The sequence below is a fragment of the Streptomyces sp. NPDC055025 genome, assembly GCF_053608565.1.
Genome location: NZ_JBSGVS010000147.1, coordinates 1,424 through 1,783, shown reverse-complemented (window position 1 = coordinate 1,783; position 360 = coordinate 1,424). Strand labels below are relative to the sequence as shown.

Sequence of the window (360 nt, the reverse complement as noted above, 5' to 3'; positions counted from 1 at the left end):
ACAACACAACCTAAATCGTCGAGTGCACTGGCGGACGATATAAAAAAGCACCTAGATAAATATAAGCTGAAATATTCATCTGTTTTTCAGATTGAAAATGGAATAAAGCTAACGTCTCATCAAAGTGTGCTTTATGGTGGCGCAAGAGTTCTAACAGTTATCCTGCCGCGTGAGATAAATGTCCTCGGCGGCTCAAAAAGTAGCATTATTCGGGCTCGCATTGTTATTTTTGCAATTGGCTTCGGCTCGGAAAAGGTCCTTGCCAGTAGTTCTGATATTGGAAAAACGTTTTGGGGGTATGCCAGCCTTGAAAAAGAATTGGACGCACTTCGACCGGAACGCGCTACCGCTGTCGTACAG

Annotated in this window: 1 protein-coding gene; it reads left to right on the top strand. The window is 43.9% G+C overall.

The features are described from left to right. On the top strand, positions 1–360 hold a 360-nt coding region (locus ACWGDX_RS39285; RefSeq protein WP_453633613.1), incomplete at both ends, for a hypothetical protein.